The organism is Micromonospora sp. DT46 (genome assembly GCF_049841735.1).
GTDB classification, from domain to species: domain Bacteria; phylum Actinomycetota; class Actinomycetes; order Mycobacteriales; family Micromonosporaceae; genus Micromonospora; species Micromonospora reichwaldensis.
In genome coordinates, this window is the sequence record NZ_JBNCKW010000011.1 from 206315 (window position 1) to 213128 (window position 6814).

Consider the following 6814-nt stretch of genomic DNA (forward strand, 5'->3'; position numbering starts at 1 on the left):
GTGGCACCGGGCCCGGCGGGCGGCGAGCCCGCGCTCTTCACCGACCTGTTCGCGGAACAGGTGCGGCGCACCCCGGACGCCATCGCCGTCATGTGGGGCGAGCACCACAGGACGTACGCCGAGCTGGACGCCGAGGCGAACCGCCTCGCGCACCGGCTGGTGTCGCTCGGCGCGGGCCCGGAGCGGCTCGTGGCGATCGGGATCCGCTCGGCGCACCTGGTGGTCGCCGCCCTCGCCACCCTCAAGGCCGGGGCGGCCTACCTGCCGCTGGACCTCAGCTACCCGCCGCAGCGGCTGGAGCACATGCTCACCGACGCGCGGCCCATGCTGCTGCTGACCACCGGCGACGACCAGCACGCGGTGCCGGCGGCCGACCTGCCGCGGGTCCTGCTCGACGACCCGGACGCGTACGCCGGGCAGCCGGACACCGAGGTCACCGACGCCGACCGGCTCGCCCCGCTGCGGCCCGCCAACGTCGCGTACGTCATCTACACCTCCGGCTCCACCGGCAGCCCAAAGGGCGTGCTGATCGAGCATCGCCAGCTCGGCACGTACCTGCGCCACGTCGTGCGCTCCTACCCGGGCGTACGCGGCCGGGCGCTGCTGCACTCCTCGTTCGCGTTCGACCTGACGGTCACCGCGTTCTACGCGCCGCTGATGACGGGCGGCTGCGTGCACATCGGCGCCCTGGAGGAGATGGGCACGCCCGCCGCCGGACCGGCCGGGCAGCAGCGGCCCACCTTCGTGAAGGTGACGCCGTCGCACATCCCGCTGCTCACCGCGCTGCCGGCCCAGGCGTCCCCGACCGGGGAGCTGATGGCGGGTGGCGAGCTGCTGCTCGGCGAGACCGTCGACGCCTGGCGCCGCCGGCACCCCGGCGCGCGGGTGGTCAACGAGTACGGCCCGACGGAGACGACCGTCGGGTGCAGCACCGTGGTCATCGAGCCCGACCAGCCGGTGCCGCCGGGGCCGCTGCCCATCGGCCAGCCCATGCCCGACGTGCGCTACCACGTGCTGGACGACGAGCTGCGCCCGGTGCGGCCCGGCGAGATCGGCGAGCTGCACATCGCGGGCGGCCAGCTGGCCCGGGGCTACCTGCACCGGCCGGGCCTGACCGCCGAGCGGTTCCTGCCCGACCCGTTCGGCCCGCCCGGCTCGCGCATGTACCGCTCCGGCGACCGGGTCCGGCCCACCGAGGACGGCGAGTACGAGTTCTGCGGGCGGGTCGACAACCAGGCCAAGATCCGCGGCTACCGCATCGAGCTGGGCGAGATCGAGGCGGCACTGCTGCGCCGTCCGGAGGTGCGGCACGCGGCGGCGGTGATCCGTACGGACACGCCGGAGGTCAAGCAGCTCGTCGCGTACGTCGTGCCCGGGGAGGGCGCGAGGATCGACGCGCAGCAGGTGCGCAAGGACCTCGCCGAGACGTTGCCGGAGTACATGGTGCCGAGCGCCGTGGTGAGCCTCCCGGCGCTGCCGCTGACCGTCAACCGCAAGCTCGACACGGCGGCCCTGCCGGCGCCGGAGGTCGCGGCGACCCCGGGTGGGCGGGCGCCGGCCGACGAGTTGCAGGCGCTGCTCTGCGAGCTCTTCGCCACCTACACGGCCGTCTCCTCGATCGGCGTCGACGACGACTTCTTCGTCCGGGGCGGCACCAGCCTCGGCGCCGCCCAACTGGTCAACGAGGCACGCCGGCGCGGGCTCACCCTGTCGCTGCGCGACGTGCTGGAAAACCGGACCGTGGCGCGGCTCGCCGAGGTCTGCGCCGACACCGACCGAGGGGACGAGTGAGCATGAGCATCGCGGCCAGCAGGAAGGAAGCAGCCATGTGGCTGCTCGAGCGGCTGGTGCCGGACACCGGGGTCAACAACGTGGCGGTCGCCTTCGAGGTGGCCGGCCGGATCGACCGCGGGCTGTTCACCGCGGCGCTGCGGGCGGTGCTGGCCCGGCACGAGGTGCTGCGCACCGTGTTCCGCTCCGACGACGCGACGCTGACCCGGGAGGTGCTCGCCGCCGACCAGCTCGACGTGCCGGTGGTGGACATCCCGGCCGGCGACGACGGGATGGACGCCGACCTGACCGCGTTCGCCGCCGAGCCCTTCGAGATCGACGGCCGCCCCCTGCTGCGGGCGGGGATCCGCGCGGGAGCGGACGCCGACGTGTGCTGCGTCGTCGTGCACCACCTGAACTTCGACGCCATGTCGACCACGATCCTGCTCCGCGAACTGCTCGCCGGCTACGAGGCGCTCGCGGCGGGCGGCCGGCCCGACGACGCCCCGCTGGCCGCGCTAGCGGAGCGCGCGCCGAACGAGCGCAGCGTCGCGTACTGGCGCAAGAACCTCGACGGGCTGCGGGCCGCCGAGGCGGGCCTGTGGTGCGCCCTGCCGCCCGTCGGGGCGCCGTCCCTGCGCGCCCGCACCGTCCACCACGAGCTCTCCGCGCCGGCCCGCGCCGTGGTGCGCCGCTTCCAGCGCGAACTGCGCGCCTCCGAGGCTGTCGTGCTGCTCGCGGCGTACTCGGTGCTGCTCGCCCAGCACGGCGCGGGCTCCGACGTGGTCATCGGCACCCCGGTGAACGTGCGCGACCAGCGCAGCATGAACGCCATCGGCTACCACGCGAACCTGGTGCCGCTGCGGGTGCGGGTCGACCCGGACGCCGACTTCCGCGCCGTCGTCAAGCAGACGCGCAGCACCTTCCTGGAGGCGATCAGCCACGCCGACGTGCCGCTGGAGCACGTCTCCCCCGCCGTGCTCGGCGACGCGCCGTCGTCGTGGCGCAGCTCGTTCTTCCGGCACCTGTTCAACTACGTGCCCGGCACCGTCGACGCCTCCGCCACCCTGACCGGGATGCCCTTGCGCCACGTCATGGTGGAGAACGGCTACAGCCGCTTCGACCTGGAGTTCTTCATCATGCCGGGCGAGGACGCGACCACCGTCCGCGCGGCGTTCTGCGTCGACGCCTTCGACGCCGCCGACGTCGGGCTGCTGCTGCAACGGTACGACGCGCTGCTCGTGCGGCTGGGCGACGACCTGGAGCGGCCGGTGGCGCAGCTGTCCCGCCGGGGCGCGGACGACCTCGCCCTGCCGGCGTCGGCGCCGGAGACGGCCACCACGGCGTCCGTGCTGGACGCCGTGCACGCGACGGTCGCCGCGAGCCCGGACCTCGTCGCGGTGCGGGACGGGGCGGACGACGTGTCGTACGGCCGGCTGTGGTCGGCGGCGCTCGCCACCCGGGACCTGGTCGCCGCCTCGGACGGGAGCACGGTCGCGGTGCTGGCGCCGCGCGGCGCGGAGCTGGCCGCCGCGTGGCTCGGCGTGTGGCTGGCGGGCAGGCGCTGCGTCCTGCTCGATCCGACCCAGCCGATCCCCGACCTCGCCGCGCGGCTGGCCGACTCGGGTGCCGCCCCGGTGCTGGCGGCCGAGGGCCTCCCCGTGCCCGGCGCGGTACGCATCCCCGCCATCCCCGCCGCCACCGACGCGGTCCGCACCGACGCGCCGTCCGGTGTCGACCTCGACGCGGTGGCCTACCTGGAGTACGACCTCGACGCGCCCGCCCCGCTCGCGGTGACCGTCACCCACCGGGCGCTGGCCTGCGCCGTCGCGCGGCTCGCCGAGCGGGTCGCCGCCAACGGGCCGGCCGTCACCGCCTGGCTGGGCAGCGCCGCCACCGACGCGGCGCTGACGGAGCTGCTGGTCGCGCTGACCACCGGCGGCCGGGTCGTCGTCGCCCCCGACCAGGCCCGCGCCGACGGCCACGCGCTCGGCGAGCTGGTCCAGCGGCACGACGTGACCGTGGTGCAGGCGTCGCCGGCGGTGTGGCGCCAGGTGGTCGAGCACGCGGGCGCCCGGCTCGCGGGCCGGGCCGTCCTGGTGGCCCACGAACCGCTCCCCCGCCCGCTCGCCGCGCAGCTGCGCGCCACCGGCTGCACGCCGCACCACGGCTACACCACGCCCGGCGTCGCCGGGTACGCCGCGCTCGACGGCGGACGGGACGGCACCGGTGTCCTCCCGGCGACCCGCGTGTTCGTCACCGAGCCCGGCACCGATCACGAGCTGGGCATCGGCGTACGCGGAGAGCTGTGCGTCGCGGGCGACACGCTGGCCGCCGGCTACCACGGCCGGCCGGAGCTGACCGCCGCCCGGTTCGGCGAGCACCCCACGCACGGGCGGTTCCACCGCACCGGGGATCTCGCGCGACTGCTGCCGGACGGCCGGATCGACGTCGTCGGCCCCCTGTCGGCCCACGTACGCGTCGCCGGCCAGCGGATCCACCTCCGCGACATCGAGTCCGTCCTCGCCGCCCACCCGGACGTGGAGGCGGTCGCCGCCGTCGGGTCCACCGGCGACGCGCAGGACGGCACGGTCGTCGCGTTCGTCGAGTCCCGCAAGCCCGACGTGGCGGAGCGGCTGCGCGAGCACGCCCGTGCCGCCCTGCCGCTCACGCCCGACCTGGTCGTGCTGAACCAGTTGCCGGTCACCGTGGCGGGCACCGTGGACCGCGCGGCCCTCGTCGCGCTCGCGGCGGCGCGGACGGCGGCCGAGGTCGACCCGCCGGACGAGACGACCGCCGCCCTGGTCGGGATCTGGACCGAGATGCTCGACCGGCCGGGCCTGCACGCGGACTCGAACTTCTTCGCCAGCGGTGGCCACTCGCTGCTGGGCGCCCAGCTCGTGCAGCGGGTGCGGACCGAACTGTCGATGCCGGTACAGCTCGCCGACCTGTTCGCCAACCCGACGCCACGGCAGCTCGCGGAGCACCTGCAGGACGCGTTCTGGGACGACGACGAGGACGACGACTGACCGATCGCTCAACCCCCACACCGTCTCGGACCTCAGCAGAGGAGGCTCGGCGTGACCGTCGACGTCCAGCCCACACGCAGTACAGACCGATCGATCGTCCTGACCCGCGAGGAGAACATCGAGGTCGACACGATCGCCCGCTACCTGGCGGGCCGACCGCCGCGCCTGGTGGACTCGGCCGCCTGGCTCGAAACGGCCCGCGAACTCTCCAGCAACCTGCCCGTACGCCTGCGCCAGATGGTGCGGCGCTTCGCCTGGGATCCCGGGCCCGACGCCGTGCTGCTGGTGCGGAACCTGCCCGTGGACGCCGACGAGCTGCCGTGCACGCCCACGGTGGCCGGCTCGGCGCAGCGCGAGTCCACCGTGCCCGCCGCCGCGCAGGTGCTGCTCGGGCTGCAACTCGGGGAGCTCATCGCCTTCAAGGAGGAGAAGAGCGGCGCGCTGGTGCAGGACGTCGTGCCGGTGCCGGGCATGGAGAAGTTCCAGGGCAACGCGGGCTCGGTGACGCTGTCCATGCACGTGGAGAACGCCTTCCACGTCTACCGTCCGGACTACGTCGGGCTGCACTGCCTGCGCAACGACCACGACAACGTGGCCGGGTTGCAGGTGACGTCGATCCGCAACGCGCTGCCCCTGCTGTCCGAGCAGGTCCGCAAGGTGCTGCACGAGCCACGGTTCGTCACCGAGCCGCCGGCGTCGTTCGGCGACCTGCGCAGCGCGCCGGAACCGCACGGCATCCTCAGCGGCAGCCCCGAGGACCCGGACGTCCAGGTCGACTTCCAGAGTTCGTTCCCCCTCGACCCGGAGGCCACGCAGGCGCTGTCGGTGCTCGGCGACGCGCTGCGCACCGTCCGCCGGACGTTCATCCTGGAGCCCGGCGACCTCGCGTTCGTCGACAACCGGCTGGCCCTGCACGGGCGGACCGAGTTCACGCCCCGCTACGACGGCTACGACCGGTGGCTCCAGCGGATCTTCGTGCACCGCGACTTCCGGCGTTCCCGGGCCCTGCGCCCGCACGACGGGAACGTGCTCGACAGCGGCAACTGACGGCCCGACCGAAGGTCGACGAGCTGGCCCGTACGCACGGGCCAGCTCGTCGACGACGGACCGTGGGACGCGGTGGTGACCGGCGCCGGAACGCGGCAGCCGCGCCACCGCGTCCGTGCGGTGGCCGCACCACCACTTCCGTGCGGTAGCTCCACCAGCGTGTCCGTGCGGTAGCCGCACCGCCGCGTCCGCGCGGTAGCCCCATCAGCGCGTCCATGCGGTGGCCCCACCGCCGCGTCCGTGCGGTGGCCGCACCAGCGTGTCCGGGGCGCGCCCGGCGGACGCCGTCCGCCGGCGACGACACCCGCCCGCGCTGGCCCCGTCCGGCGCCGTGCATCCCGACCGGCCCGCATCACCGACCGCGGTGTCAATCCCCGCGGTCGGGCGTGGCACCATTCGCACCTGACCGATCGGTGCGTGCCCCCACGAGGCCGCCATTCGCCTCCCGGCGCGAGGGTCGACCATTCCGCGCCCCCGGTCGCCCGCCCCCGGCCCATTCACGGGCTGGCGACTCCCGTCAATGCGTCGCGCGGAATCGTCGCGCGCGCCGGCGCGCGGCCCTGCCGTGGCACGCGGTTCTTTCCACGCCCGGATGTGGGGAACGGTGGCGCCGGGCAGTCGGGCGGCGACGGGAAGAGAACGTGTCCCGGTCCACGTCGTTACCGATCCGCACCGGTGCGGGGCGCCGTTCCCGCACCGTGTGTGCGCCGTTCATCGGACCCGGATGACGGTCTCATGCCCCACCACCACCCGACAATGCCTGACCAGCAACTCCACACTGCCAACCCAATGACACCCACCATGCACCCACACCTCCTGCGGGGTGCCCTAGGGGTGCCTCCCCAATGACCACCGATGGGAAACTCAAAACCCACCCCCACCACACCACCAGACCACCGGAGCACACCCATGCGCTTCTCCGTACTCGGCAGCACCGAAGTCACCAACAACGGCCACCACCTCGAACT

At 74.4% G+C, this 6814-nt stretch carries 3 protein-coding genes; all 3 read left to right on the forward strand.

Going from position 1 to position 6814, the window contains the following annotated elements; genetic code table 11:
- The 3 genes from ACLQ20_RS28005 to ACLQ20_RS28015 are packed head-to-tail and all read left to right on the forward strand — an operon-like array spanning window position 1 to window position 5846.
- Window positions 1-1791 (forward strand): non-ribosomal peptide synthetase, encoded by a 1791-nt coding sequence (locus ACLQ20_RS28005; protein WP_151455671.1) that lies wholly within the window; start codon window positions 1-3, stop codon window positions 1789-1791.
- Window positions 1792-1793: 2 nt separating this feature from the next.
- Window positions 1794-4799, forward strand: coding sequence for a condensation domain-containing protein (locus tag ACLQ20_RS28010; protein ID WP_425858065.1), 3006 nt, complete (start codon window positions 1794-1796; stop codon window positions 4797-4799).
- Between the two features lie 51 nt (window positions 4800-4850).
- Window positions 4851-5846: a TauD/TfdA family dioxygenase gene (locus ACLQ20_RS28015; RefSeq protein ID WP_151457695.1), complete on the forward strand. Its 996-nt coding sequence runs from the start codon at window positions 4851-4853 to the stop codon at window positions 5844-5846.
- Window positions 5847-6814 lie beyond the last annotated feature (968 nt).

Bases quoted from the DNA above. Each gene is read 5' to 3' on its own strand.
- ACLQ20_RS28010 (WP_425858065.1), top strand. From the start codon at position 1,794: ATGAGCATCGCGGCCAGCAGGAAGGAAGCAGCCATGTGGCTGCTCGAG.